The organism is Pseudomonas sp. NFACC51 (assembly GCF_900103575.1).
Lineage (GTDB): Bacteria > Pseudomonadota > Gammaproteobacteria > Pseudomonadales > Pseudomonadaceae > Aquipseudomonas > Aquipseudomonas fluorescens_Q.
Map to the genome: position 1 here is coordinate 176,472 of NZ_FMXH01000012.1, position 24,045 is coordinate 200,516.

19 protein-coding genes are annotated in these 24,045 nt (G+C 61.3%); 11 read left to right on the forward strand and 8 right to left on the reverse strand.

The window, feature by feature from the left end; genetic code table 11:
• Positions 1–177 precede the first annotated feature (177 nt).
• From BLT00_RS22505 to glnA, 4 genes are all read right to left on the reverse strand, one after another.
• Positions 178–801, reverse strand: a complete 624-nt coding sequence (locus BLT00_RS22505) for a DUF4124 domain-containing protein (protein ID WP_092146470.1) — start codon at positions 799–801, stop codon at positions 178–180.
• A complete protein-coding gene (locus tag BLT00_RS22510) occupies positions 798–1,316 on the reverse strand; it encodes a DUF4124 domain-containing protein (protein WP_092146468.1) in 519 nt (172 codons plus the stop codon). Before BLT00_RS22510 ends, BLT00_RS22505 begins: the two co-directional genes overlap by 4 nt.
• Positions 1,317–1,504: 188 nt before the next feature.
• A complete protein-coding gene (locus BLT00_RS22515; protein WP_092146466.1) occupies positions 1,505–2,068 on the reverse strand; it encodes a chorismate mutase in 564 nt (187 codons plus the stop codon).
• 121 nt (positions 2,069–2,189) lie between these two features.
• Positions 2,190–3,596: a type I glutamate--ammonia ligase gene (gene glnA / locus BLT00_RS22520; RefSeq protein WP_003196860.1), complete on the reverse strand. Its 1,407-nt coding sequence runs from the start codon at positions 3,594–3,596 to the stop codon at positions 2,190–2,192.
• Positions 3,597–3,924: 328 nt separating this feature from the next.
• Here glnA and thiI point away from each other — a divergent pair, with 328 nt between their 5' ends.
• Together thiI and typA are read left to right on the forward strand one after the other, a co-directional pair.
• The gene (gene thiI / locus BLT00_RS22530; protein WP_092146464.1) at positions 3,925–5,379 is read left to right on the forward strand and encodes a tRNA uracil 4-sulfurtransferase ThiI; all 1,455 of its coding nucleotides are present in this window, start codon (positions 3,925–3,927) and stop codon (positions 5,377–5,379) included.
• A gap of 138 nt (positions 5,380–5,517) precedes the next feature.
• Complete coding sequence (gene typA / locus BLT00_RS22535; RefSeq protein ID WP_047226918.1) at positions 5,518–7,338, forward strand: translational GTPase TypA; 1,821 nt, start codon at positions 5,518–5,520, stop codon at positions 7,336–7,338.
• A 150-nt stretch (positions 7,339–7,488) separates the two neighbouring features.
• On the opposite strand, the gene BLT00_RS22540 is transcribed toward typA, so the two are convergent.
• Positions 7,489–7,926 carry a YkgJ family cysteine cluster protein gene (locus BLT00_RS22540; RefSeq protein WP_092146462.1) on the reverse strand — a complete coding sequence of 146 codons (438 nt, stop codon included), beginning with the start codon at positions 7,924–7,926 and terminating at the stop codon, positions 7,489–7,491.
• 6 nt (positions 7,927–7,932) lie between these two features.
• Positions 7,933–8,073 carry a hypothetical protein gene (locus tag BLT00_RS31940; RefSeq protein ID WP_155767778.1) on the reverse strand — a complete coding sequence of 47 codons (141 nt, stop codon included), beginning with the start codon at positions 8,071–8,073 and terminating at the stop codon, positions 7,933–7,935.
• Positions 8,074–8,179: 106 nt separating this feature from the next.
• On the opposite strand from BLT00_RS31940, the gene BLT00_RS22545 reads away from it, so the two are divergent.
• The 5 genes from BLT00_RS22545 to BLT00_RS22565 all read left to right on the forward strand — a co-directional run bounded on the left by BLT00_RS22545 (position 8,180) and on the right by BLT00_RS22565 (position 17,759).
• Complete coding sequence (locus tag BLT00_RS22545) at positions 8,180–10,630, forward strand: glycogen/starch/alpha-glucan phosphorylase (RefSeq protein ID WP_092146460.1); 2,451 nt, start codon at positions 8,180–8,182, stop codon at positions 10,628–10,630.
• Between the two features lie 290 nt (positions 10,631–10,920).
• Positions 10,921–14,544 carry a DUF2339 domain-containing protein gene (locus BLT00_RS22550; protein ID WP_092146458.1) on the forward strand — a complete coding sequence of 1,208 codons (3,624 nt, stop codon included), beginning with the start codon at positions 10,921–10,923 and terminating at the stop codon, positions 14,542–14,544.
• A complete protein-coding gene (locus BLT00_RS22555; RefSeq protein WP_092146456.1) occupies positions 14,541–15,917 on the forward strand; it encodes a DUF3999 domain-containing protein in 1,377 nt (458 codons plus the stop codon). Before BLT00_RS22550 ends, BLT00_RS22555 begins: the two co-directional genes overlap by 4 nt.
• A gap of 231 nt (positions 15,918–16,148) precedes the next feature.
• A complete protein-coding gene (locus tag BLT00_RS22560; protein ID WP_014336119.1) occupies positions 16,149–17,159 on the forward strand; it encodes a class 1 fructose-bisphosphatase in 1,011 nt (336 codons plus the stop codon).
• 3 nt (positions 17,160–17,162) lie between these two features.
• Entirely contained in the window at positions 17,163–17,759 is a 597-nt protein-coding gene (locus BLT00_RS22565) for a DUF924 family protein (RefSeq protein WP_092146454.1), read from the forward strand.
• 113 nt (positions 17,760–17,872) lie between these two features.
• Here the strand turns inward: BLT00_RS22565 and BLT00_RS22570 are convergent, their stop codons facing one another.
• The gene (locus BLT00_RS22570) at positions 17,873–19,765 is read right to left on the reverse strand and encodes a methyl-accepting chemotaxis protein (RefSeq protein WP_218190045.1); all 1,893 of its coding nucleotides are present in this window, start codon (positions 19,763–19,765) and stop codon (positions 17,873–17,875) included.
• A 282-nt stretch (positions 19,766–20,047) separates the two neighbouring features.
• Between BLT00_RS22570 and BLT00_RS22575 the strand changes: the two genes are divergently transcribed.
• Together BLT00_RS22575 and BLT00_RS22580 are read left to right on the forward strand one after the other, a co-directional pair.
• Positions 20,048–20,302: a hypothetical protein gene (locus BLT00_RS22575; RefSeq protein ID WP_003196877.1), complete on the forward strand. Its 255-nt coding sequence runs from the start codon at positions 20,048–20,050 to the stop codon at positions 20,300–20,302.
• A 106-nt stretch (positions 20,303–20,408) separates the two neighbouring features.
• Positions 20,409–20,978: a lipocalin family protein gene (locus BLT00_RS22580; protein ID WP_072345109.1), complete on the forward strand. Its 570-nt coding sequence runs from the start codon at positions 20,409–20,411 to the stop codon at positions 20,976–20,978.
• Between the two features lie 121 nt (positions 20,979–21,099).
• Here the strand turns inward: BLT00_RS22580 and BLT00_RS22585 are convergent, their stop codons facing one another.
• Positions 21,100–22,464: a formimidoylglutamate deiminase gene (locus BLT00_RS22585; protein ID WP_092146450.1), complete on the reverse strand. Its 1,365-nt coding sequence runs from the start codon at positions 22,462–22,464 to the stop codon at positions 21,100–21,102.
• A 143-nt stretch (positions 22,465–22,607) separates the two neighbouring features.
• On the opposite strand from BLT00_RS22585, the gene hutC reads away from it, so the two are divergent.
• Both hutC and BLT00_RS22595 read left to right on the forward strand, forming a co-directional pair.
• On the forward strand, positions 22,608–23,318 hold the full coding sequence (gene hutC, locus BLT00_RS22590) for a histidine utilization repressor (RefSeq protein ID WP_170845945.1): 711 nt from the start codon (positions 22,608–22,610) through the stop codon (positions 23,316–23,318).
• A complete protein-coding gene (locus BLT00_RS22595) occupies positions 23,315–23,884 on the forward strand; it encodes a HutD/Ves family protein (RefSeq protein WP_092146448.1) in 570 nt (189 codons plus the stop codon). The genes hutC and BLT00_RS22595 overlap by 4 nt, the downstream gene beginning before the upstream one ends.
• The last annotated feature ends 161 nt before the right edge of the window (positions 23,885–24,045 follow it).

The window sequence follows — 24,045 nt, forward strand, 5'->3', positions numbered from 1 at the left end:
AATGCAAAAACCAAACCAAGGCTCCGAAAAGAAGCGTTTAGAGCCTCAAAAGGGTGTTTTTCGCCCAGTTGCGTGGCGTTCTGCCAGCTTTTTCGGGTACTTTCGAACCAAAATGGGTTTGGAAACTGAGTAGCGTGCAAGTGTTTGCACCAATATAGTGCGCCAACCTGAACGGCATCAGAAGAACGGCAAGATGCTGCTTTTTTCTTCTTCAGGCTTTTCGGCGAGGGGGCACTCGGGGCGTTGACCGTAATCGGCCGTGGCGCAGGGTTTGATGCGGCGCTTTTGCGCCAGGGACATGCGTTGCATATGGAAGGGCTGGTTGGCGGTGCGTTCGACGATGTGGTCCTGCTCATCGAGGATTTCTACCGCCAGTTGATGGGTGCCTCGATCGATGTTGCTCAAGGCAAACACCGGGCTTGGCCCCGGCGCGCCTGTTGGCTGGCCGTCGAGCAACAAGCGATAGCGGTGGCCTTTTTTCAGGCCGGGTTCGCTGGTGACGCTGACGATCAGTTCGCCTGCGGTGCTGCGTATCGTCGCGTCCGGCTCCGGGATCAGCAGCCGGAGCATTTCGTAATGGAACAGTGGCTTGGACGGGACTTCTGCCGCGGGCGGAGGGTTTGTGCTGGCGGGCGGCGTTGGCAGGCGGTTGGCGGGGGGCAGCTGTACCTTCTTCGCATTGCCGGGGCGCGGTTGATCGGTGAAGACGCGATTGCCCTGGGCGTCGATGTAGGTATAGACCTGTGCCATGCCCGGCAGCGCGGCCAGCGAAAGGCCTAGGGCGATCAGCCAGCGGATCACGGCTGGTGCACCCGCTGCACGGTGAACGTCACGGTTTCACTCTGTTGCACGAGATTGTCCCCGTCGATGACTTGAACCGCCAGGCTGTGCTCGCCCCGATCGATATTCACCAATTGCAGGCGCGGCACGTTGGACGCCTGGCCGTAGGGTTGGCCGTCCAGCAACAGCCGGAACAGATGCGGGCTCTGCAGGCGTGGTTGCGCCCGGACGCCAACGGTGAAGGTGCCATTGTTGGCGCGCAGGGCCTCGTCGGTGGGGATGTCCGTCAGTTCCAATATCTCGTAGGCATTGCGCGGCTCGTCGCTGTTGGCGGGGGCTGGCGGTGTTTTCGGGCTGGCCGGGGTTTGGCGTTCGATGCTGTTGAGCGGCGGCAACTCCACCGCCTGGGCCGGCACGCCTTGGGGCGGCTGGTTGCTGTAGGCGGTGTTGCCGTCGGCGTCGGTGTACTTGTAGATCTGCGCGGCGGCGGGCAGTGCCAGCAGCAACAACAGGATGATTGAAAAACCACGACCCATGGAAAATCGACCGAAAACGAAAAGTGATGGGTGCAGCATAGGCCAGGGCGGATGGTTGGCCCAAGTTGTTGCACCCAAACCCTGGGGGAGCGGGCTTGCTCGCGAAAGCAGTGTGTCAGACGCTGAGATGTTGAATGTGCAGGCTTCATCGCGAGCAGGCTCGCTCCCACAGGGGGAGGAGGGCTGTCTTAGGCTTTTGGGGAGATGCACAGCTCACCGGTCGCTCGGATCAGGGCGAGGCGGTGCACCGGGTGCTGCTTGTTGTGGTGGGTGGCCCGGGCCAGCCATTGCGGGCACTGCGGGTCTGTGCGGTAGGGGGCGAAGTCGGCCAGTTGTTGCAGCAGGCGTTTTTGCAGGCGATCGAGTTGCGGGCGGATCTCTCCCACCAGGTCCGGGCGTGGGAGGTCCGGGGCCTTGCCTTCCAGGGCCCAGTCGGACAGGTTGATGTACTGCACCATTTTGTTGGCTTCTATCTGGGCGGCGAAAAACGCTTCCACGGTTTCGCCACTCAGCTTGTAGGCCGGTGCCTGGGCGACGGCGGCGGCAATGACTTCACGCTCGCGCTGACGGTCTTCTACCGGTTTGTGGCTGTCCCATTTGCTCAACGCCACTTGATCGCCAAGGGCCAGGCGTTCGCCAATGGCGTTAAGCAACGGGGTAAGGGCCTCGGGGGCGCGAGCCGAGGCGGCTTCGGCGGTGGAGGCCAGCAGTGCGGCAGACAGGGCAAGGCAGAGCTTGAAGCGCAAAGTCATGGGCAGTCTCGTCTTCTATGGGGGAGCGACGAGGCATCATGCACGTAACCTGCACCCATAAAAAAGGCCTCCCGAAGGAGGCCTCTCTTTATTCACGCCGTGCGTGGCGGCGTTTACTGGATCAGCAGCTGTAGTACAGCTCGTATTCCAGTGGGTGTACGAAGGTGCGAACCTTGATTTCTTCTTCGCTTTTCAGTGCGATGTAAGCGTCGATGAAGTCATCGCTGAAGACGCCGCCCTTGGTCAGGAACGCACGGCCCTTGTCCAGCTCTTCCAGGGCTTCTTTCAGGCTGCCGCAAACCTGTGGGATTTCCTTGGCCTCTTCAGGCGGCAGGTCATACAGGTTTTTGTCAGCGGCATCGCCAGGGTGGATCTTGTTCTGGATACCGTCCAGGCCGGCCATCATCAGAGCAGCGAAGGCCAGGTATGGGTTGGCAGCCGGATCCGGGAAGCGCGCTTCGATACGGCGGGCTTTAGGGCTGTTCACGTAAGGAATACGGATCGAGGCGGAACGGTTGCGAGCCGAGTAGGCCAGCATGACCGGTGCTTCGAAGCCGGGTACCAGACGCTTGTAGGAGTTGGTCGACGGGTTGGTGAAGCCGTTCAACGCCTTACCGTGCTTGATGATACCGCCGATGAAGTACAGGGCGGTGTCCGACAGGCCGGCATAGCCTTCGCCTGCGAAGGTGTTCTTGCCGTCTTTGGAGATCGACATGTGAACGTGCATGCCCGAACCGTTGTCGCCATACAGTGGCTTAGGCATGAAGGTCGCGGTGCGACCGTAGGCGTCGGCAACGTTGTGTACGCAGTACTTCAGGGTCTGGACTTCGTCAGCCTTCTTGACCAGCGTGTTGAACTTCACGCCGATTTCGTTCTGGCCGGCAGTTGCCACTTCGTGGTGGTGAACTTCGACGGTCTGGCCCATCTCTTCCAGTGCGTTGCACATGGAGGTACGGATTTCGTGGTCGTGGTCGAACGGTGGAACCGGGAAGTAGCCGCCCTTGATGCCTGGACGGTGACCTTTGTTGCCGCCTTCCACGTCCTGGTCGGACATCCACGAACCTTGTTCGGAGAAGATCTTGAACATGGAGCCGGAGATGTCGGACTTGAATTTGACCGAGTCGAAGATGAAGAACTCAGGCTCAGGACCGAAGAAAGCGGTGTCGCCGATACCGGTGGACTTCAGGTATTCCTCGGCGCGGTGGGCGATGGCGCGTGGGTCGCGGTCATAGCCTTGCATGGTCGAAGGTTCGATGATGTCGCAGACCAGGATCAGGGTCGGCTCTTCGGTGAACGGGTCCAGGACGGCGGTTTCGTCGTCCGGCATCAGGATCATGTCGGAGGCTTCGATGCCTTTCCAGCCGGAGATGGAGGAACCGTCGAACATTTTCCCGATTTCAAAGAATTCGTCGTCCAGCGCATCACGGGCCGGCATGGTCACGTGATGTTGAGTACCTTTGGTGTCAGTGAAGCGCAGATCAATCCACTTGACGTCATGATCTTTGATGAGTTGAACCGACTTCGACATATGTCCTCCGGGTGGCTTCGGGCGGGTAGTGGAGTGCCCTTAGATATGGGTGATGCCGGCGCGAATACTCTGCCAAGGCAACCTGCCTCACAAGGGAGCAAATTGCATGCCAGTGCCCCAGCATGGGTTTTTTGCACCAAATCCACGCTTTTAAAGGCGTAAATCAAAGATTGTCAGACAATAACGCACTGCAATGTGGCGCCGTCAATCGATAATGACCTGTTTTGGTGCATGCAAAACCATCTGCACATAAACTGGTTAAACCTTGAGCAATTTCCGCTATAATCCGCGCCCCCCTTTTTCGGCTGGCCGTTCGCGCGCTGTTTTCATGAAACTAATCGTAAAAGTCTTCCCCGAGATCACCATCAAGAGCCGCCCGGTACGGATGCGTTTCATCCGCCAGTTGGCCAAGAACATCCGTGCCGTGCTCCGAGACCTGGACCCGGCCGTGGTGGTGAATGGCGTGTGGGACAACCTCGAGCTGGAAACCCGTGTCAGTGAACCCAAGGTCCTGAAGGAAATGACCGAGCGCCTGAGCTGCATGCCGGGCATCGCGCATTTCCTGCAAGTCGATGAATACCCGCTGGGGGATTTCGACGACATCCTTGCCAAGTGCATGCTCCATTATGGTGATGCCCTGGCCGGCAAGATTTTTTCGGTGCGCTGCAAGCGTGCCGGCAAGCACCCGTTCAGTTCGATGGATGTGGAGAAGTACGTCGGCAGCCAGTTGCGCCGACAGTGCGGCGCGGCCGGTATTTCGCTGAAAGATCCGCAGATCGAAGTGCGCATCGAAATTCGCGACCAACGGCTGTTCGTGATCCACAGCCAGCACAACAGCATCGGCGGTTATCCGCTGGGTTCGCTGGAGCAGACCCTGGTGCTGATGTCCGGCGGTTTCGACTCCACGGTGGCCGCCTACCAGATCATGCGTCGCGGGTTGATGAGCCATTTCTGCTTCTTCAACCTCGGCGGACGTGCCCACGAACTGGGCGTGATGGAAGTGGCGCACTTCATCTGGAAGAAGTACGGCAGCTCCCAACGCGTGTTATTTGTGAGCGTGCCATTCGAAGAAGTCCTGGGCGAGATTCTCGGCAAAGTCGATAACAGTCATATGGGCGTCATTTTGAAGCGTATGATGTTGCGCGCCGCTTCTCGAATTGCTGATCGCCTGCAGATCGATGCGCTGGTGACCGGCGAGGCGATTTCCCAGGTGTCGAGCCAGACGTTGCCGAACCTGTCGGTGATCGACTGCGTGACCGAGAAACTGGTCTTGCGTCCACTGATCGCCAGCCACAAGCAGGACATCATCGACCAGGCCAATGAAATCGGCACCGCCGAGTTTGCCCGGCACATGCCGGAGTACTGCGGCGTCATCTCGGTCAATCCGAAGACGGCGGCCAAGCGCGGGCGGGTGGAGCACGAAGAGAAAGAATTCGACATGGCGGTGCTCGAGCGTGCGCTCGAAAACGCCAGGCTGGTGCCGATCGATCGAGTCATCGATGAGTTGGGCCAGGACATTCAGATTGAAGAAGTCGGCGAAGCGCTGGCCGGTCAGATCATCATCGACATCCGTCACCCGGACGACGCTGAAGACGACCCGCTGGACATCGCCGGCATCGAGGTAAAAACGATGCCGTTCTATGCCGTGAACGCGCGTTTCAAGGAACTGGACCCTACTCGCCAGTACCTGCTGTATTGCGACAAAGGCGTGATGAGTCGCCTGCATGCCCACCATTTGCTCAGTGAGGGGCATGCCAATGTGCGCGTTTATCGACCGAGCTAAGTGCCCGGGGCTGTTTGCCTGTGGCCTGCGTCACCGGCCCCCCGACGCCGCCGACAGGCTGTAACGGCCTTGTCGGACTCAACGTAAATCGCTGCCACGACCTGTCAGCACACCGAATCCTCTGATCGAGATACACAAGTGATCGAAAATCTACGCAACATCGCCATCATTGCTCACGTTGACCATGGTAAGACCACCCTGGTAGACAAACTCTTGCGTCAATCCGGCACCCTGGAGCGCAACGAGCTCAACGACGAGCGCGTGATGGACTCCAACGACCAGGAAAAAGAGCGCGGTATTACCATCCTGGCGAAAAACACCGCCATCAACTGGAATGGCTACCACATCAACATCGTGGACACCCCGGGCCACGCCGACTTCGGTGGTGAAGTAGAGCGCGTGATGTCGATGGTCGACTCCGTGCTGCTGCTGGTTGACGCCCAGGACGGCCCTATGCCGCAAACCCGTTTCGTGACCAAGAAGGCTTTCGAAGCCGGCCTGCGTCCGATCGTGGTGATCAACAAGGTTGACCGTCCAGGCGCGCGTCCGGACTGGGTCCTGGACCAGATCTTCGACCTGTTCGACAACCTGGGCGCCACCGAAGAACAGCTGGACTTCAAAGTCGTCTACGCCTCGGCCCTGAACGGTATTGCCGGTCTGGACCACACCAACATGGCTGAAGACATGACCCCGCTGTACCAGTCGATCGTCGACGACGTACCGGCGCCGAAAGTCGACCGTGACGGTCCGTTCCAGATGCAGATCTCGGCACTGGACTACAACAGCTTCCTGGGTGTGATCGGTGTTGGCCGTATCGCCCGTGGTCGCATCAAGCCGAACACCCCGGTGGTTGCCATCGACGCCGACGGCAAGAAGCGCAACGGTCGTATCCTCAAGCTGATGGGTCACCACGGCCTGCACCGCATCGACGTTGAAGAAGCAGCGGCCGGTGACATCGTCTGCATCAGCGGCTTCGAGCAACTGTTCATCTCCGACACCCTGTGCGACCCACTGAACGTCGAAGCGATGAAGCCGTTGACCGTCGACGAGCCAACCGTTTCCATGACCTTCCAGGTCAACGACTCGCCATTCTGCGGTAAAGAAGGCAAGTTCGTGACCAGCCGTAACATCAAGGAACGCCTGGACAAAGAGCTGCTCTACAACGTTGCACTGCGCGTTGAAGAAGGCGACTCGGCTGACAAGTTCAAGGTCTCCGGCCGTGGTGAGCTGCACCTCTCGGTACTGATCGAAACCATGCGTCGCGAAGGCTTCGAAATGGGCGTGGGCCGTCCTGAAGTGATCATCCGCATGGTTGATGGCGTCAAGCACGAACCGTACGAAAACGTGACCATCGACCTGCCGGAAGAATCCCAGGGCGCGATCATGGAGCAAATGGGCCTGCGTAAAGGCGACCTGACCAACATGGTTCCGGATGGCAAGGGCCGTGTGCGCCTTGAGTACAACATCCCGGCTCGTGGCCTGATCGGTTTCCGTAACGAGTTCCTGACCCTGACCTCCGGTGGCGGCATCCTGACTTCGATCTTCGATCGTTACGACGTGATGAAGTCCGGTGACATGTCCGGCCGTCAGAACGGCGTGCTGGTATCGGTTGCGACCGGCAAGGCACTGACCTACTCGCTGGAAACCCTGCAAGCGCGCGGCAAGCTGTTTGTCGAGCACGGCCAGGATATCTACGAAGGTCAAATCGTCGGCCTGAACAGCCGCGACAACGACCTGGGCGTGAACCCAACCAAAGGCAAGAAGCTCGACAACATGCGTGCTTCGGGCAAAGACGAAACCATCGCCCTGGTTCCGCCGGTCAAGTTCACCCTGGAGCAAGCGCTGGAGTTCGTGCAGGAAGACGAACTGTGCGAAGTGACGCCGAAGTCCATCCGTCTTCGCAAGAAGATCCTGGGCGAAAGCGAGCGTACCCGCGCTGCCAAGAAAAGCGGCAACTGAGTTTCGACTTAGTTAGCAGCTAAAAAACGCCCCCGGTCGTTAGATCGGGGGCGTTTTTTTATGCCTGGAAGTTATGTGGCGGCTGTCAGGGCCCTATCGCGAGCAAGCTCGCGATAGCGTCGGCTCAGGCACCGCTGAATTATCAATAGATCAGAACTTATCCAACGTCCGCAGATTGCGCTCGCGCTCCACTTCCTTGGGCTTGTAGGCACAATACCCCGGCCGTGGCCCGACCCGCGGATGGTTGCGGCAGGTGTCCGGGCGTTTCTCGTAAATGGTGCACAACCGGCTCTTGCGGTCCAGATAAAGGCAATCGTTGTTGCTCATGCGCTGGAGCGTGAAGATTTCCGACTTCTGGTTGTAGCGCTCGACGATCCCTTCCTTTTGCAGGCGCTTGGCGATGTTCTTCGGCGGGTCGCCCAGTTCGAACTCATCGACGATGCCGATGCGGATCAGGTCCTTGATCTTGACCTCCACCGGTAGCGTGCAGCAGCTCGACACGCAGGAACCGCACATCGGGGCGGAGTATTTGGCCCAGGTATCGAGTCGGTCGATCTCCGCGGCGGCGATCAGGTTGGGCTTCATCATCACGGTTTACCAGCATGCATCAGGGCGCGCGATCATACCGGGACTGGTGAAATTTTGAACGACCATCCGCCAGTTTTTTTTCATCCCGGCCAAACCCGCCCGGATCGGCACGGCCCCTGCATTCATTCGACCATCCGGCAATTCCATGGCGGCGATTCTCCGACACTCGGGGAAATCCACCGAACCAAGAGCCTGTACCGTCTGTCAGACCGTCTAGGCTCAGACAATTCCATGCTCGTTCGAGGTCTTATCAATGACTCAAGAACCACTTGTTCGCGAAGCTGAAGTTGCCGCATTTCGCGACGCCGTGTTGACCAAACTCACTTATGCCGTCGGCAAGGACCCGGATCATGCGTTTGATCACGATTGGTTCGAAGCCATCGCCCTTGCCGCCCGCGACCACATGGTCGAACACTGGATGGACCACACGCGACAGATCTACCGCAAGGGCCAGAAGCGCGTCTATTACCTCTCCCTGGAGTTCCTCATCGGCCGCTTGCTCTACGACAGCCTGAGCAACCTGGGCCTGCTGGACACGGCGCGCGAGGCGCTGACCGAACTGGGTGTGGACCTGGAGCGCATTCGTCTGCTCGAGCCGGATGCAGCATTGGGCAACGGCGGTCTTGGCCGTTTGGCCGCGTGCTTCATGGAAAGCATGTCGACCCTGGGGATTGCCGGCCATGGCTACGGCATCCGTTATGAGCACGGCCTGTTCCGTCAGGCCATCGTTGACGGCTGGCAGCAGGAGCAGACCGAGCATTGGCTGGATTTCGGCAACCCGTGGGAGTTCGAGCGCCCGGAGGTGGTCTACCCGATCGGTTTTGGCGGCAGCGTCGAAACCGTCACCGATGAGGCCGGCAAGACCCGGCAAGTCTGGTCCCCGGCCGAAACCGTGCGGGCCATTGCCTACGACACGCCGGTGGTGGGCTGGCGCGGTGCCAGCGTCAATACCCTGCGCCTGTGGCGCGCCCGCGCTGTGGAAGACCTGCACCTGGAACGCTTCAACGCCGGCGACCACTTGGGCGCGGTAGCCGAAGTGGCCCGGGCCGAAAGTATTTCCCGCGTGCTGTACCCGGCCGACAGCACCGAGGCTGGCCAGGAACTGCGTCTGCGCCAGGAATACTTCTTCGTGGCCGCCTCGCTGCAGGACCTGCTGCGTCGCCATCGCAACATGCACACCTCGGTGCTGACCCTGGGCGATCACGCGGCGATCCAGCTCAACGACACTCACCCATCCATTGCCGTGGCCGAGCTGATGCGGCAACTGGTGGACGTCTACGACGTGGCGTGGGATGCGGCCTGGCAGATCACCCAGGACACGCTGTCCTACACCAACCACACGTTGCTGCCCGAAGCCCTGGAAACCTGGCCGGTGGGGCTGATGGAGCGCATGTTGCCCCGGCACATGCAGATCATCTACCTGATCAACGCCCAGCACATCGATTCACTGCGGGCCAAGGGCGTGCACGATTTCGATGTGCTGCGTTCGGTTTCGCTGATCGAAGAAGACAATGGCCGCCGGGTGCGCATGGGCAACCTGGCGTTCCTCGGTTCCCACAGCGTCAACGGGGTGTCCGGGTTGCATACCCAGTTGATGCGCAGCACGGTGTTTTCCGAGCTGCACAAACTCTATCCGGAGCGGATCAACAACAAGACCAACGGCATCACCTTCCGCCGCTGGCTGTTCCAGGCCAACGCCGAATTGACCTCGATGATGGTCGATGCCCTCGGCCCGAGCGTGCTCGACAACCCCGAGGAGCGCTTGATCGAACTGGAGCCGTTTGCCGACAAACCAGCGTTTCGCAAGCTGTTCGCCGAGCAGCGCCTGCACAGCAAGAAGGCCCTGGCTTATCTGATCCACGAGCGCCTGGGCATCGCGGTGAACCCGGCGGCGATGTTCGACGTGCAGGTCAAGCGGATCCACGAGTACAAGCGCCAGTTGCTCAACTTGATGCACACTGTGGCGCTGTACCAGGCGATCCGCGCCGAGCCGGAGGTGGACTGGGTGCCGCGGGTGAAGATCTTCGCCGGCAAGGCCGCTGCCAGTTACCACCAGGCCAAGCTGATCATCAAGCTGACCAACGACATCGCCCGGGTGGTCAACAACGACCCGACCGTGCGCGGCTTGCTCAAAGTGGTGTTCCTGCCTAACTACAACGTCAGCCTGGCCGAAAGCATCATTCCGGCGGCGGACCTGTCGGAGCAGATCTCCACGGCCGGTTTCGAAGCGTCGGGCACCAGCAACATGAAGTTCGGCCTCAACGGCGCACTGACCATCGGTACCATGGACGGCGCCAACGTGGAGATGCATGAGCGCATCGGCGGTGAGCACATGTTCATCTTCGGCCTGACCGCCGAGCAGGTGGAGGCCCGCAAGCAAAACGGTGAGTTCAGCGCCGCGCCGGACATCGCCGCGTCCCATCGGCTCAACGACGTGCTGCAGGCGATTCGCGGCGGAGTGTTTTCGCCGGATGATCCGATGCGCTACGCCGGGCTCGTGGACTCGTTGGTCGATTACGACCGCTTCTTGGTCTGCGCCGACTTCGACTCGTACTGGAACGCCCAGGCCAAGGTCGAAGAGCGTTGGCACGACTCCAAGCAATGGTGGCGTTCGGCGGTGCTCAACACCGCGCGCATGGGCTGGTTCTCCTCGGACCGGACCATTCGTGAGTACGCCACCGATATCTGGAAAGCCCTGGAGTAGCATTTACTGTAAGAAATGTGAGCGAAGCCCAACGGCGGTTGGGCTTCGTCGATATACTAGGCGCCAGTTTCGCCGGGCTGTGTAGCCGGGCTCAGCACTGGAAGTGCCAACAATCCAATGTGGGAGCGAGCTTGCTCGCGATAGCGGTGTATCAGTCAACCTTGAGGTGTCTGTCATGCCGCTATCGCGAGCAAGCTCGCTCCCACAGGGTTTGGGGGGTTCCACTAGACTGATCCAGGCACCGCATCACCCCGGTCATGCCCGCAACGGGCCGCTTAGGGATATCGACCATGCAATGGATCTTGACGCTGTTGGGCCTGGCACTCGGCTGGGTGGTGGACGAGTCGTTCGCCGATGCGCTGATAGGCGCTTTGGTGGGGCTTGGCATCGCCCAGGCGTTTCGATTGGGGCGCCTGGGTGTCCAGGCGGCCAAGCAACAGATCTTGTTGCAAGAGGCCCAGCAGAGCTTGCTCACGTTGGAGGGCCGCCTGGCGGTACTCGAACGCGGCAAGGTGGCCGAACCGAGTGATCCGGCCCCTGTGCCCGAGGTTGTCGCGCCCCAGGCCGCGAAGCCCGCGACGCGCACCGAACCGGAGCTCGTCTGGGAACTACCGTCAGACCTCGAACCCGCACCCGCTATGGCCACCCAGGCCAGCCAGCCGTTGCCCGATGACATTTGGAAGCCCGCACCAGAGACGTCCAGTCGACGTGCCGAGCGTGATTTTGCCCCTTTGCCTCTGGAACCAGTGATTGCGGAGCCGGCGGCCCCGCGTGGTCCGAATCTGTTCGACCGCGCCATCATCGGCGCGCGCAACTGGCTGTTCGGCGGCAACACGGTACTGCGGGTCGGCGTGGTGCTGTTGTTCCTCGGCCTGGCGTTTTTGCTGCGCTATGCCACCGAAGGCATGGTGGTGCCGATCGAGTTGCGTTACGCCGGCGTCGCGGCCAGTGCGTTGGGCCTGTTGGGCCTGGGCTGGTGGTTGCGCCAACGCAACAGTAACTATGCGCTTATGCTCCAGGGGACTGGCATCGCGGTGCTGTACCTGACGGTGTTCGCGGCCATGCGCCTGCATCCGTTGCTCGACTCCAAGGCGGCCCTGGGCTTGCTGGTCGCGGTGACGGTGTTCTCGGCAATCCTGGCGATTACCCAGAACGCCCTGGGCCTGGCCGCGGCTGCGGCGCTGGGCGGGTTTGCCGCGCCGATCCTGACTTCCACCGGCAGCGGCAACCACGTCGCCCTGTTCAGCTATTTCATCCTGCTCAATGCCGGCATCCTCGCGATTGCCTGGTTCAAGGCCTGGCGCCTGCTCAACCTGATCGGCTTTGTCGGTACCTTCGGTATCGGTTTCGCCTGGGGCATGCGTTCCTACACACCGGAGCTGCTTTGGAGTACCGAGCCGTTCCTGATCCTGTTCTTCCTTATCTACCTGGTGATTGGCTTGCTGTTCACCCGGCGCAAGTTGCTGGAAATGAACGACGCCCCCGAAGAGGGCAGCCGCGACGCGTTGTTGCGCTGGTCGGCGCGCAAGGGCGATTACGTCGACGGCACCATGCTGTTCGCCCCGCCGCTGGTGGGCTTCGGCTTGCAGTTCGCGTTGGTGCAGCACCTGGAGTTCGCCGCTGCCTTCAGCGCCCTGGCCCTGGGCATGATCTACATGGGCCTGGCGCGGCTATTGATGGGCGGCCGCGCCTTGTTGCTGGCGGAAACCTGCCTGGCCCTGGGGGTGATTTTTTCCAGCCTGGCGATTCCCTTGGGGCTCGACGCCCGCTGGACCGCCGCTGCGTGGGCCGTGGAGGGTGCGGGGATCTTCTGGCTGGGCCTGCGTCAGCAACGACCTTTCGCACGAGCCTTTGCTTTGTTGCTGCAATTGGGTTCGGCGCTGGCCTTCCTCAGCGAATTGCGATCTGGCGAAAGCAGCCTGCTCGACGGCTCACCGTTGGGGGCGTTGATGCTCGGCGGCGCTTTGTTGTTCACGTTCTACCAACTGCGCAAGGCAGCCCCTGAACACACGGCGGCTTGGGAGCGCCAAGGCCTGCCGGTGCTGGCAGTGCTGGGCTTGAGTTTCCTCTATCTGCTGGCACCGTTGTTCTTCTTCACTCACGGCACGGCCATCGCCTGGGCCTTGGCCGGATTGGCGACGTTGTTTGTCGGCCTGCGCCTGCAATCGCGCAGTTTCCTGTTCACGGCGTTCGCGGTGCAATTGCTCGGCGGAGCCCTGTTCCTGTTGCGCTTGCAAGGTGCCGAGGGCGATTCGGCGGCGGTGTTCAGCGCGGGCTGGAGCGGTTTGCTCAGTGCTTCTCTGATCGGTCTGGCGTTGATCGGCGGCATGTTGCTGGCGGCGCGCGACGATATGGTGCGCAACGATGTCCGGTTGCTGCGCGGCTTGTCAGTGGTACTGCTGGCGGGGCTGGTGCTGATCAACCTCGCGGTGCTGTTCGTCCTGCCCTGGCAAACCGCGAGTGGTGTGTGGGCGGCCAGCGGGCTGTTGATCATCTGGTTGAGCCTGTACCTGAAGCAGCGCGTGAGCTTTGTCTTCGGTCTGCTGCTGCAACTGCTCGGCGGCGCGTCGTTCCTGATGGCAGGGCCAGCACTGTTGGGGCCGCTCAACGCCGAGGGACTGCGACCGCTGGCCCATAGCGGGTTCTGGACGCCGCTGGTCCTGGGGCTGGCAGCGCTGGTGGGCGCATGGCGCCTGCAACGGGCGCACGCGGCGCAGGAGCTGGACGCCTTGAGCTTGCAGCGCCTGTCCGAGCTGTTGCTGATCTGGGGCGCGGGTTGGTGGGCGCTGGCGTGGGTCAGCGAAGTGCTGCGTTTTGCCCCGGAGAACCTGCAAGGCAGCTTGCTGTTGTTGGTCGCGGCCATCAGCGTGGCGGTGTGGAGCCTTTTGTCGCTGCGGTTGAAATGGCCGGCGCTGGGGCTGCTGTGCACCTTGCTGATTCCGGCGGCGGGCTGCGTGCTGGTGGCGACGTGGCACAGCCAGTATCATCCGGCCGCGAATTTCGGCTGGCTGGCCTGGCTAGCGGTATTTGCCGTGCACTTCCTCTCGCTCAAGCGCCTGGCGCCGATGCTGCCGGCCCCGGCGCGCAGTACGGCCCATGTGCTCGGTTGCTGGTTGCTGATGGCGGTGTTGATGCTGGAGTTGCGTTACGGTCTGCTATTGCTGTCCGAGCAGTACAACGCTTGGCGCTGGCTGGGCTGGGCGATCCTGCCAGGCCTTTACCTGGTGCTGATGGCCACGCCGCGTACCCTGCCATGGCCGGTTTCGGCACAACCACAGGAATATCGGGTCTACGCGGCGGCACCCATGGCGCTGTTGATGCTCGGTTGGTTCTGGCTGACCAACACCTTCAGCGATGGCAACTCAGAGCCACTGCCTTATGTGCCGTTGCTCAACCCCTTGGAGCTGGGCCTGCTGTTCGCCTTGTTCGGTATCTATGTGTGGGCTCGCAACGCCGTGGAGCAATCGACGAACCGTTGGAATCGCGTCGGGAACATCGCCCAGTTGATCGCCGGTGTGTCGCTGTTCGCGTTCTTCACCGCCCTGGTGATGCGCACGGCCCACCAGTGGATGGGGGTGCCATACGCGCTGGACGCGCTGCTCGAGTCGATGTTCGTGCAGGCCGGGCTGTCCATTGTCTGGACCCTGATCGCCCTGGGGCTGATGATCGGTGGGCATCTGCGCCATCGCCGTGAAGTGTGGCTGATCGGTGCTGCGTTGATCGCCGTGGTCGTGGCCAAGCTGTTCTTTGTCGAATTGAGTAACCGTGGCGGTCTGGCGCGGATTGTTTCGTTTATCGGTGTAGGCGTGTTGCTGCTGGTAGTGGGCTATTTTGCGCCGCTGCCACCCAAGCGCCCGGAGACGGTCGCCCAGGATGAGCCGCCTATGCCTGTCAGTGAGGGAGTGTCGTCTTGAGTCGCAAGTTGAGTCGGATCGGGCTGGGCGTGGTGGGGTTATGGGCGGCATTGTCGGCCGTGGCCCAGGAGCAACCGGCGGATTTCGCCCATCAAGTGCCGTTGGCCTTGAGCGGCGAGGGGCCGTGGTATCGCTTGCCGTTGCCGTTGGACGTGCAGTTGCAGGCGCGGCAGACCGACCTGAGCGATCTGCGGGTCTTCAACGCGGCCGGTCAGGCCCAGGCCTACGCCCTGGTACGTGAGTCGGCCCAGAGCCGGGAAAACCGCACCCTCACCGACGTGAAGTGGTTCCCGCTGTACAACGCCGCCGATGACAATGAACGCGCGCCCAGTGTGCGGGTGCAATCGAACGCCAACGGCACCTTGGTGGAAGTCCAACCCTCCAGCAGGCTCGAAGCTGGGGAGGAGGAGCTGCGTGGCTGGTTGTTGGATGCCAGTGCGATCAAGGCGCCGTTGCAGCAGTTGGTCCTCGACTGGACCAGTGAGCGCGACGGCTTCCAGCGGTTCACCATAGAAGCCAGTGATGACTTGCAACACTGGCAGTCGTGGGGTGAAGGCCAGGTGGCGCGCTTGACCTTTGCCGATGAGCGAGTCGAGCAGCATGAAGTGAGCTTGCCGGGGCAATCGGCGCGTTACCTGCGATTGTTGTGGGATTCGCCATCCTCCGCGCCGATCCTGACCGCGGCCCAGTTGCAAAGCGCCAGCCGCGAAAGCCTGCCGTTGCCGCTGGCCTGGTCGCAGCCGTTGGCCGGCAGCATCACGAAGGCCGGTGAATACACCTGGCAGTTGCCCATGGGGCTGAACATCGAGCAGGTGCAAGTCGAGCTGAGCCAGGCCAACAGCCTGGCGCCGGTGACTCTGGCCGGTCGCCGTGAAAGCAGCCATCCGTGGCAACCGCTGGGCAGTGGCTTGCTCTATCGCCTGACCCAGAACGGCCAGGATGTGCTGCAAAACCAATTGCAACTGTCCGGCCAGACCGTGCAGCAATTGAAATTGACCGTGGACGAGCGTGGCGGTGGCCTGGGTAGCGAAGCCCCGGCCCTGCGCTTTGCCGTGCGTCCGACGCAGGTGGTGTTCCTGGCGCGCGGCGAAGGGCCTTACCGCCTGGCCCTGGGCAACGCGACAGTGAAAGCGGCCAGCTTGCCCTTGACCACGCTGGTGCCCGATTACAAACCGTCGCGCCTGGCGACGCTGGGTACGGCGACGGTGAACGGCGCGGCCACGTCAACCCCGGTTGCGGCCACGGCAGCCACGCCTGCGACGGTCGGGACCAACTGGAAGAAAATCGGCTTGTGGGCGGTGCTGCTGCTGAGCGTACTGTTCCTCGCGGCGATGGCGTTCAGCTTGCTGCGCAAGCCACCGGTCAAGGGTTGAGGTGAATTCATCGCGAGCAAGCTCGCTCCCACAGTAGGCCGCGTTTGTTGAAACAACTCGGTCAAACTGTGGGAGCTTGCTCGCGATTCGGTCTCCCAGCGACCCAAAATCCACAAGCGAGCCGCCACCCCGTGAACTCAATCCGCCATTCCCCGTCTCATAGGAGGAATTAAGTCCCGACTCGCGCTAAACTGCGCTGGTTTTTCCGTCCCCTATTCTTCGGAGCCGTCCATGTCCCGCGTTACCTTGAGTCGCTATTTGATTGAGCAGACCCGCAGCAACAACACCCCTGCCGATCTGCGCTTTTTGATCGAAGTGGTGGCGCGTGCGTGCAAGGAAATCAGCCACGCCGTCTCCAAAGGCGCGCTGGGTGGTGTCCTGGGCAGCATGGGCACCGAAAACGTGCAGGGCGAAGTGCAGAAGAAGCTCGACGTGCTGTCCAACGAAATCCTGCTCGAAGCCAACGAATGGGGCGGTCACCTGGCCGGCATGGCGTCCGAGGAAATGGACAATGCCTACCAGATCCCGGGCAAATACCCCAAGGGTGCCTACCTGCTGGTGTTCGACCCACTGGACGGTTCGTCGAACATCGACATCAACGCACCGGTTGGCACCATCTTCTCGGTACTGCGTTGCCCGAACGAATACCTGAGCCAGAACGAAGCCTTGAATGAAAAGGCCTTCCTGCAGCCAGGCACCGAACAGGTTGCCGCCGGTTATGCCATCTACGGCCCTCAGACCATGCTGGTGCTGACCCTGGGCGACGGCGTCAAAGGCTTCACCCTGGACCGCGAGATGGGCAGCTTCGTATTGACCCACGAAGACATCACCATTCCTGAAACCACCCAGGAATTCGCCATCAACATGTCCAACCAGCGTCACTGGGAAGCCCCGGTAAAACGCTACGTCGAAGAATTGCTGGCAGGCGAAGAAGGCCCTCTGAAGAAGAACTACAACATGCGTTGGGTCGCCGCGATGGTTGCCGATGTGCACCGTATCCTGACCCGTGGCGGTCTGTTCATGTACCCGCGCGACAGCCGTGAGCCGTCCAAGCCGGGCAAACTGCGCCTGATGTACGAAGCCAACCCGATGTCGTTCCTGGTGGAACAGGCGGGCGGCGCTTCCACCGACGGCCACCAGCGCATCCTTGATATCAAGCCCGACGGCCTGCACCAGCGCGTGGCGGTGTTCCTCGGCTCGAAGGAAGAAGTGGCGCGCGTTACGGCCTACCACAAGGAATAAATCATGGCCGAGCCCTGGCAGCCGTTGCTCGATTGGTGGTTTGGTTCAGCCAAGACACCGGACGAAATATCGGCTGACAGAGGCAAGCTGTGGTTCGGCAAACGCCATGATCGCCAGGCCAACGAGCGCTTCGGCGATCAGGTCGAGCTGGCACTGGCTGGCGAATTGTCCGACTGGGCGCAACGCCCGGAAGGTTGGCTGGCCCTGGTGCTGCTCCTCGACCAACTCCCGCGAATGATCTTTCGCGACACCCCCAAAGCCTTCTCCGGTGACCTGCGTGCCCAAGCGCTGGTAGCCCAGGGCATGGCAGCGGGTTTCGACCGGCAACTCAAACCGATCCAGCGCGTATTCATCTACCTCGTGCTTGAACACTGCGAAAACCTTGCGGTACAGAACGAGGCCGTGTCGCGCTTCATCGACCTGGTTCGAGAGCAACCGGAGGCGCAGCGGGCGGTGTTTGAAGACAACCTGGATTATGCCGAGCGGCACCAGAAGATCATTGCGCGGTTTGGACGGTTTCCCCATCGCAATGCGGTGTTGGGGCGCGAGTCCACGGCTGAGGAAATGGAGTTTTTGAACAGGCCTGGGTCCAGGTTCTGATTCTTTCGGTGTAGCTGACGCCGCTATCGCGAGCAAGCTCGCTCCCACATTTGACCCCGTTCGCAATCATTAATGTGGGAGCGAGCTTGCTCGCGACGGGGTCAGTCCAGGCACTAGATCCGGAAACTACCCACCAACTGCTTCAACCGCGCCGCCTGCTGCTCAAGATCGGCACAGGCGCGCAAGGTGGCTTGCAGGTTTTCCACGCCTTCCTGGTTCAGGGTGTTGATCTCGGTGATGTCGACGTTGATCGACTCCACCACGGCGGTTTGTTCTTCGGTGGCGGTGGCCACGGACTGGTTCATGCCGTCGATTTCACCAATACGCTGGGTCACGCTGCCCAGGCGTTCGCCGGCCTGGTTGGCGATGCCGACGCTGCTTTCGCTCTGGCGCTGGCTGTCGGTCATGGTCAGCACCGCTTCCCGGGCGCCAACTTGCAGTTCTTCGATCATCTTCTGCACTTGCTGCGCCGAATCCTGGGTGCGGTGGGCCAGGTTGCGCACTTCATCGGCGACCACCGCGAAGCCGCGCCCGGCTTCACCGGCACGGGCCGCTTCGATGGCGGCGTTGAGGGCGAGCAGGTTGGTCTGCTGGGAAATGCTGGTGATCACCTCAAGAATCTGGCCGATGTTCACCGTGTTGCTGTTCAAGGTTTCGATGTTGCCGCACGAATCGCTGATCTTGGCCGACAACTGCTGCATGGCCGCGATGGTTTTATCCACCACTTGTTGGCCATCTTCAGCCAGGCTGCGCGCATCGCTGGAATGCTGCGAGGCGAGGGCGGCGTTCTGGGCGATTTCCTGGGCGGCGGCACCGAGCTGGTTGATGGCAGCGGCTACGCTGCTGGTGCGTGAAGCCTGCTGGTCGGAGTTGAACATCGACGAGTTGGACGCGCTGACCACGCGCAGGGCGACTTCGTTGACCTGGCCGGTGGCCGAGGCCACTTCACGGATCGAGGTATGAATGCGTTCGACAAAGCGGTTGAATGAAGTCCCCAGCGCACCGAATTCATCCTGGCCGTGGATGACCAGGCGCCGGGTCAGGTCGCCTTCGCCTTCGGCGATGTCGTGCATGGCGCGGCCCATGGTCAGCAGCGGTTGCATCAGCACGCGGATCAACATGCCGAGCAGGGCGATGATGAACACCACGGCGATGACCATGGCGATCAGCGCCGAAGTACGGAACTCACTGAGCATCGCCAGCGCGGTGTCCTTGTCGAGCACCAGCGCCACGTACCAGTCGGCTCCCGGCACGCCGTTGACGTGGGTGAAGGAGATGAATTGGGTCTTGCCGTCGAGGTCGACTTCTTTCACGCCCGGGCTGATTTGAGGCGCGCCGTTAGGGTAGGCCTCGGCCAGGGTCTTGAGCACGCGCTTGCTGTCGGGGTGGATCAGGATCTTGCCGTCGGCACTGACGATGAACGCGTGGCCGTGGCCGCCGAAGTTCAGCGAATTGATGATGGCGCTGACGCTGGACAGGTCGATGTCCGCACCGGCCACGCCGATCATCTGGTTCTGGTGCTGCACCGGGGTGGCGACGGTGATCACCAGCTTGCCCGACGAGGCGGCGATGTAGGGTTCGGTGACGATGGTTTGCTGCGCGCTGTTGGCGGCCTTGTACCAGCCACGGGCGCGCGGGTCGTAATCGGCAGCGCGATTGCCGGCCGGTACCGAGAACATCACGCCGTCGGTGCCACCAAAATAACTGAGCTGGAAATTGCTGGTGTAGGCCGGCAAGCCCACGGCGCGCTTGAGGCTGTCGGCACTGCTGCCGTCCACGGCAATCTGCTGGGCCAGCGATTGCAGCAACTGGATGCGGCCCTCGACCCACGTCTGGATATTGCGACTGGTCAGGCTGCCGAGTTCCTGCATGGAGGTTTCGGTGCTGGCGTTCAAGCTCTGGCGTTGACGATAGTCGTTGAACAGGATGAAACAGGCGAATGCAACGGCCACCACGAGGGCGGCAGCCAATAGGATTTTATGGCTGAATTTCATGTTTCTGGTCATTAATAACACTACCGCGGAGGGACGGGTCAGGACGGGCTGTCAATTTGCCATAACGCGTTCCTTTGCGCTGTTTCTTTTTATCGGCGTGCCAGAGCGCCCCATCAGCCGATAGCGGTTCAATTCCGACGAAATGCACGACGCTGTCACAAAGTGAGTGTTTCACCGATGAAACACCAGGCCAGACCCAATAAATACCGGGGGTGTCGGGGAACCAGATAGGGGTTTTCTCTTCTAAGCTTCTGGTTGGCCCCTGCCACCCCCCTTCCGTTCCAGGAGTACACCATGTCGCTGCGATCTATCGCCTTGTTGTTTGTGTGTGTCGTATTGACTGCATGCAGCAAGGTCAACCAGGAAAACTATTCGAAGCTGTCGGCTGGCATGCCCAAGTCCGAAGTCGAAACGTTACTGGGGAAACCGACCGATTGCTCGGGCGCGCTCGGCATGTCCAGTTGCACCTGGGGCGACCAGAAAAGCTTTATCAGCGTGCAGTACGCCGGTGACAAAGTGTTGATGTTTTCCGGCCAAGGCCTGAAGTAAACCGGGGATGGTGGCCAGTATGGTTAGTTCGTCAGTTCTACTTCGGCGCCAGAAGTAGAACTGACGAACTAACCATGCTGGCCACAGTGCCCGCGGGAGAAAAATAATGATGCGGTTAGTTTTTGTGCTTTTGGCTGGCCTGATTTTGGCTGGCTGTGCCACTTCTGGCGAAGATCCGCTGGCACCCAAGACGGTCAACAGCGTCAATCTCAAGCGCTACCAAGGCACCTGGTATGAGTTGGCCCGCCTGCCCATGTATTTCCAGCGCAATTGCGCGCAATCGGAAGCTCACTACACCCTCAAGCCAGACGGCAACGTGGGCGTGCTCAATCGCTGCCTGACCTCGGACTGGCAGTGGGAAGAAGCCAGGGGCACCGCCACGCCGCAGGTGCCGGGCAAGACCGACAAGCTCTGGGTCGAGTTCGACAACTGGTTTTCGCGGATCGTGCCGGGCGTGGCGAAAGGGCAATACTGGGTGCTGTACGTCAGCGATGACTACAAGACCGCCATCGTCGGCGACCCAAGCCGTCGCTACATGTGGCTGCTGTCCCGTACGCCGACTGTCAATAGCGTCGTGCGCGAGGAACTGCTGAGCAAGGCACGCCAGCAGGGTTATGACACGACCCGACTGATCTGGCGCGCGTCGGATCGGCAGATGGCCAAGACTTCGGACTGACTGCCTGCAAGTATTCAATGTGGGAGCGGGCTTGCTCGCGAATTCGGTGTATCAGCCGACATAATCGTTAGCTGACAAACCGCCTTCGCGAGCAAGCCCGCTCCCACACTTTTTATCTGCGTCAGCCTAAGAGCTCGCGCAATACCTGGGTAAACGCGCGGGCGCTTTCTTCTTCGCCGGCATGCCGCCCATCGCGCACCACCCACCGGCCGCCGACCATCACATCGCGTACCTGGCGATCGCCACCGGCAAACAGCCAGCGATTGAGGATTGCGTCGCCCTGGGCCGTGGCCAAATACGGGTCGCTGCCATCGAGAACCAGCCAGTCGGCGCGCTTGCCGATGTCGAGGGCGCCGATCGGTTGCCCCAGGGCCTGGGCGCCGCCTGCCAGCGCCGCATCGAACAAGGTGCGACCGACCATCGGCTGATCCGCCCGATACAAGCGGTTGCGCCGTTGATCCCGCAGGCGCTGGCCATATTCCAGCCAGCGCAATTCTTCGACCACGCTTAGCGATACATGACTGTCAGAGCCGATTCCCAGGCGCCCGCCCTGGGCGAGGAAATCCACGGCGGGGAAAATCCCGTCCCCCAGGTTGGCTTCGGTGGTCAGGCACAGGCCGGCAATCGCCCGGCTCCTGGCCATGAGGCTGACTTCCTGGGTGTTGGCGTGGGTAGCGTGGACCAGGCACCAGCGCTGGTCGACTTCGGTGTTTTCGTACAGCCATTGCAGCGGACGGGCGCCGCTCCAGCTCAGACAGTCGTCGACTTCCTTCTGCTGCTCGGCAATGTGAATGTGCACCGGGCACTCGCGGTCACTGGCGGCCAGCACATCTTGGATCTGCCCGGGCGTCACGGCACGCAGCGAGTGGAAGCACAGACCCAGCGCCTGGGACGGCTGCCCGGCCAGGATCGGCTGCAAGCGCGACTGAAGCTTCAAGTAGTTTTCGGTGCTGTTGATGAACCGGCGTTGCCCGTCATTGGGCGCCTGGCCACCAAACCCCGAGTGGCTGTAAAGCACCGGCAGCAGCGTCAGGCCGATGCCAGCAGCGCTGGCGGCGTGGCTGATGCGCAGGGCCAGCTCCGCCGGGTCGGCGTAGGGCGCGCCATCGGTGTCGTGGTGCACATAGTGGAATTCGGCGACTGAGGTGTAGCCGGCCTTGAGCATTTCGATGTACAGCTGGCGGGCAATGATGCCGAGTTGGTCGGGACTGATTTTTCCGACGAGGCGGTACATCAAGTCGCGCCATGTCCAGAAACTGTCGTTGGGATTGCCCGCCACTTCCGCCAGCCCGGCCATGGCCCGTTGGAAGGCATGGGAGTGCAGGTTCGGCATACCCGGCAACAGCGGGCCGCCCAGCCGTTCGGCGCCGTCTGCGTGGGAACCGGCCTGGATATGGGTCAGGACGCCTTCGGCATCGACCTCAAGACGTACATCATGGGCCCATCCACTAGGCAGCAGCGCGCGTTCGGCAAAGAAGGCGGACATGGTTCAACCTCATCGTGCGTAATTTGTATATACATATACAGACGTTTGCCTGGCCGGTAAACTCCGGCAAGCTAGCATTCTTATCCGCAGAACAAGGAACCGCCGTGTCGACTCCGCCTGCCAAACCGCCGCTGGCCGCAAACATGGGTGACAGTCCGGCACCCCTGTACGCCCGCGTCAAACAGATGATCACCCAGCAGATCGACAGTGGAAACTGGCCGCCGCATTACCGCGTGCCGTCGGAAAGCGAACTGGTCAGCCAACTGGGCTTCAGTCGCATGACCATCAACCGTGCGCTGCGGGAAATGACCGCCGACGGCCTGTTGGTGCGCATGCAGGGTGTCGGCACCTTCGTGGCCGAGCCCAAGAGCCAGTCCGCGTTGTTCGAAGTGCATAACATCGCCGACGAAATCGCCTCCCGCGGTCATCGCCACACGTGCAAGGTCATCACCCTGGAAGAAGAGGCGGCCGGTTCCGAGCGGGCACTGGCCCTGGATATGCGCGAAGGCCAGAAAGTGTTCCATTCGCTGATCGTGCATTTCGAGAACGACATCCCCGTGCAAATCGAGGACCGTTTCGTCAACGCGCTGGTGGCGCCTGACTACCTCAAGCAGGACTTCACCGTGCAAACGCCCTACGCCTATCTGAACCAGGTCGCGCCGCTGACCGAGGGCGAGCATGTGGTCGAGGCGATCCTGGCCGAGCCGAGTGAATGCAAGCTGTTGCAGATCGAAAGGGGCGAGCCGTGTCTATTGATCCGCCGCCGTACCTGGTCCGGGCGCCAGCCGGTGACCGCTGCGCGCCTGATCCATCCGGGTTCCCGTCACAGTCTGGAAGGGCGCTTTCATAAATGAGCCATTTGAAGGTTTTACGCGCGACAGACTACCCACGCATGCCGTGGAAAAACGGTGGCGGCAGCACCGAAGAAATCACTCGCGATGCCGGCACCGGCCTGGAAGGTTTCGGCTGGCGGCTGTCGATTGCCGACATCGGTGAGTCGGGCGGTTTCTCCACCTTCGCCGGTTACGAGCGGGTCATCAGTGTCTTGCAGGGGAGCGGCATGACGCTGAACGTCGATGGCCAGGCCACGCGACCTCTGCATCCGCTGGACCCTTTTGCATTCAGCGGCGAGAGCCATGTGTTTTGTACGCTGCTGGGCGGACCGATTCGTGACTTCAACCTGATCTACGCGCCGCAACGTTACCGGACGCGGTTGCAGTGGTTGGGCGGCCAGCAGCGGTTTTTCAGTGACGCGGAAACGCTGCTGGTGTTCAGTGCCGCCCCGGGGCTGGCTATCAAGATTGGTGAGTCCGCTGTGGACTTGGGTCTCTACGACTGTTTGCAACTGAGCGGTAACACCGGGTTGGTGGATGTCTCCACTCACGGTCAATGCTGCGTGATTGAGCTGACGGCCCATTGATTTCCGGCTAACACACTCTTGTGGCGAGGGAGCTTGCTTCCGCTGGGGCGCGCAGCGGCCCTGGAGCCCGGCGACGCGGTGGATCAGGTTGATTGAGTGAGCTTGAGAGGGGGCTGCTGCGCAGCCCAGCGGGAGCAAGCTCCCTCGCCACAAAAGCATCC